Source organism: Nocardia sp. NPDC004722 (genome assembly GCF_053601505.1).
In genome coordinates this window covers 1-3,445 of the sequence record NZ_JBSGBY010000762.1, presented here as the reverse complement: position 1 = coordinate 3,445, position 3,445 = coordinate 1, and the positions used below count along the sequence as shown (strand labels likewise).

3 protein-coding genes, 1 pseudogene and 1 riboswitch are annotated in these 3,445 nt (G+C 69.0%); of the genes and pseudogenes, 3 read left to right on the top strand and 1 reads right to left on the bottom strand.

Annotated elements, in window-relative coordinates:
- The 3 genes and pseudogenes from ACWELQ_RS41395 to ACWELQ_RS41385 all read left to right on the top strand — a co-directional run.
- A pseudogene (locus ACWELQ_RS41395) lies at positions 1 to 409 on the top strand (phosphohistidine phosphatase); the annotation flags it as partial.
- A 6-nt stretch (positions 410 to 415) separates the two neighbouring features.
- Positions 416 to 1,384 (top strand): lysophospholipid acyltransferase family protein, encoded by a 969-nt coding sequence (locus ACWELQ_RS41390; protein ID WP_452402450.1) that lies wholly within the window; start codon positions 416 to 418, stop codon positions 1,382 to 1,384.
- 97 nt (positions 1,385 to 1,481) lie between these two features.
- A riboswitch (M-box (ykoK) riboswitch) is annotated at positions 1,482 to 1,652 on the top strand.
- A gap of 279 nt (positions 1,653 to 1,931) precedes the next feature.
- Positions 1,932 to 2,117 carry a hypothetical protein gene (locus ACWELQ_RS41385; protein WP_452402449.1) on the top strand — a complete coding sequence of 62 codons (186 nt, stop codon included), beginning with the start codon at positions 1,932 to 1,934 and terminating at the stop codon, positions 2,115 to 2,117.
- On the opposite strand, the gene ACWELQ_RS41380 is transcribed toward ACWELQ_RS41385, so the two are convergent.
- A partial coding sequence (locus ACWELQ_RS41380) for a multicopper oxidase family protein (RefSeq protein WP_452402448.1) occupies positions 2,105 to 3,445 on the bottom strand: 1,341 nt, incomplete at its 5' end. The two genes, ACWELQ_RS41385 and ACWELQ_RS41380, sit on opposite strands and share 13 nt — an antisense overlap.

The following is a 3,445-nucleotide window of genomic DNA, read 5'->3' as shown; positions in this document are numbered from 1 at the left end:
GTGGGCGGGCATCCTGCACTACATCCAGCTCACCGGCTACGACTGGGTGATGGGCTGCGTGTCGGTGCCGATGCAGATGAACCCGGAGGACGAGCCGGGCGTCAACGTGCGAGGCGTGCGCGACATGCTGCTGCGCAAGCACGCGCTGGACGCGGAACGCCATGTGCGCCCGTACAACCCGGTCGTCGTCGACGGCCGCACCCTCGACGAGCTGGCCGCCCCGGCCCGCCCGAAACTGCCCCCGCTGCTCAGCGGCTACCTGCGCCTGGGCGCGGAGATCTGCGGCGAGCCCGCGCACGACCCGGACTTCGCGGTGGCCGACTTCGTGGCCCTGCTCGGTCTGTCGACCATCAACACCCGCTACCTGGAGCGCCTGCAGGGCGCGGCCAACAGCCTGGATGCCCGGTGATGCCCCATGATGCCCGCCCTGCTCTCCCCTGACACCGGTTCGCTGTCGTGTCCGCCCGCCGAGGCGGACGCCCACGCCTGGATGCCCCACAGCCCTTGCGGCCCTTCGTGTGTCGATGCCCCCGACGAGGCCGGCACGCTGCGGGTGGCCGCGCGTATCGCCGGTGTGGCCGGGGTGCTGCTGAGCTTCCCGCTCGCCCACTTCGTCACCCCGCGCCGCCGCCGCGCCGGCTTGCAGAGCCGCTATGCGCGAGCCCTGCTGGCCTGCTGCGGAATTCGAGTCCGCATCGTCGACAATCGCGGTGAGTCGGTCGGCGACCAGGGTGGGCACGAGGGCGGTCTGCTGATCGCCGCCCGCCATGTCGGCTGGACCGATATCGTCGCGCTGACCGCGGTCGAGCCCATGAGCTTCGTGGCCCGCGCCGACCTGATCGACTGGCCCATGCTCGGCGATGTCGCCAAGCGGGTGCGCGTGATCCCCATCGAACGCGAACGGCTGCGGGCACTTCCGGCCGTCATCGAGACCATGGCCCGCCGCGCCGCCGCCGGTGAACGGGTGGCGTTCTTCCCGGAGGGCACCACCTGGTGCGGGCGCGCCCACGGCCGACTGCGCCCGGCCCTGTTCCAGGCGTCGGTCGATTCGGGGATGCCGGTGCAGCCGATGCGGCTGCGCTACCTGGACCGCCACGGCGAATTGTCCACCGTCCCAGGCTTCGTCGGCGTCGACTCGCTCGGCGACTCCATCCGTCGGGTGCTGCGCTCCAAGGGCGTCATCGCCGAAATCGCCTTGCAGCCACTGGAATACCCGGCCGAGGATCGTTTCGAGCTGGCCCGGCGCTGCGAGCGGGCCCTGGAGGACGATACGGTCGCCCGCGCCTTCACCGATGTGATCCACGGCACCGAGAATCTCGAGGCCGTCGGCACCGGTGCGGTCCGCCGCGCCACCTCGACCGAATCTCCGGTCCACGTAGGGTAATTCGACTCGGGGTACGGGCCGGTCCGAAATTCGGACCGGCCCGTCGTCGAATTCCGGCTGTTTGACTTTGTCGCGATTCACGGCCAGTATGGGTTCGTCAGCACCTCGCTAGGCGAGGCTCCTGTACGAACACAGGCCACTGATCCGACGACGTCGAGAGACGCCCAGGGTTAGGACAGGTTTCCCCGGATTAAGGGGTCACCCGAAGTGGCTTCCCCTCGCGGGATTACGTCGTGCAGTGCCGAAGCTCTGACGAGAGGGGTGCCCGCGCCACCGGTCTCGGTGTTGCGATCTCCCCATTGTCGCTGCGTAACACGGTAAGCGGCGCCCCTGTGCGCCCCGGCGGCAAGGAGGTGAGGGGCGTATGAGTTCCGGCGATAGTCCGTATCCCAGTCCGGGTCGAAAACAATTCTCGTTCCCGGCTTGCCGCACTCTGACGGCCGCTTGATTTCGAATCGTTCGTCGCCTTTCGTCGACGTTCCTATTTCGCATGCCCGTTGTCAGAGTTTCTCGCGGTGAGCCCTTGTCTCCACAAAGGAGTTCTCTCATGGCCGTCATCGCATTCCCCCGCAACCACGCCCCGCTGACCGTGCTGTCGGTACTCGCCGCACCCGTCCGCCGGGCGCGTGCTCGGCACACCCTGACCGATCAGGAGCGCGCCAACCTCCGGCTGTCGCGCTCCCGCGTCGCGGTGCACACCGCCGCTCTGGGCGGCCACCCCTACCACGTGTAGGACAGCACGCTCATCATGCCGGCTTCGCCGTGATAGGCATTGTGGCAGTGGATCATCCACTGTCCCGGGTTGTTCGCGTCGAAGTCGGCCTCGACCGTCTGCATGGGCAGCACGATCGAGGTGTCCTTGCGTGCGCCGGTGCCCGCCGGATTCACCACCTGGTAGGTGTGGCCGTGCAGGTGCATCGGATGGAACATCATGGTTTTGTTGACGAATCGGAGCCGAATCCGTTCGCCCGCAGCCACATTCAGCATGGCGTGGTCCGGGTAGGACTTGCCGTTGATGGTCCAGACGTAGTCGCCCTTGCCCATACCGAGCGCCACCTCCAGGATGCGGTCGGGCTTGCGCGCGGGTAGTCGCACGGATTCGGCCGCGACCAGCTGGCCACCGGTGAGCGGCGGCGTGGTCAGCTCCGCCGGGCGGACATCGGTCGCCAGCGGCGCGCCGCCGCCGGTGCGGATCAGCGCGACAGCCCGGCCGTTCTTGCCTTCGGCCGAGGCCACCAGCGGGAAGACGCCGTCGGCGAGATCGATGACGGCGTCGTAGCGTTCGCCCATGGCCAGCAGCAGACTGTCGGTGGTGACCGGCTGTACCGGGAAGCCGTCACTGTGCGTGACCCGCAAGCGGTGGCCGCCGACCGCGACGCGGAAGGCGGTGTCGGAGGCGGCATTGATGATGCGCAGCCGCAGCCGCTGGCCCGGGCGGCCGGTGAAAGTAACCGGGTCCGTGCCGATTCGGCCGTTGATCAGGTAGTACGGGTAGTCGGTGATATCGCCCGCGTCGGAGCCCAGCGGGGCGTTCGGATCCGCGGACATGCCCATCCCACCGTGATCCATGCCGCCGTGATCCATGCCCGCCATGCCCTGCTGCTGGAGCTTGCGCAGCTGCTGGTCGGGATCGCGGCCGTCGACGCCGTCGAGCCAGTCGTCCAGCACCACAACGGCTTCCAGGTCGTAGTCCGCGCCGTCGGCGGGGTCCTCCACGATCAGCGGCGCGTACAGGCCGCGATCGAGCTGTACGCCGACATGCGGGTGGAAGAAGTAGGTCCCGGCGTCGGGCACGGTGAACTCGTAGCGGAAGGTGCCGCCGGGAGCGACCGCGGGCTGGGTGAGGTCGGGTGCGCCGTCCATATCGTTGCGCAGCGCGAGCCCGTGCCAGTGCACGGTGGTGGGGGCGGGCAGGGCATTGGTCAGGTCGGCGCGCAGCACCTCGCCCTTGGCCACCCGGATCTCCTTGCCGGGCAGGGCGTCACCGTAGGCCCAGGTGCGCACCTGCACCCCGCCCAGATCCACGGTGGTGGGCGCGGCGCGCAGCGTCACGTCGCGGGT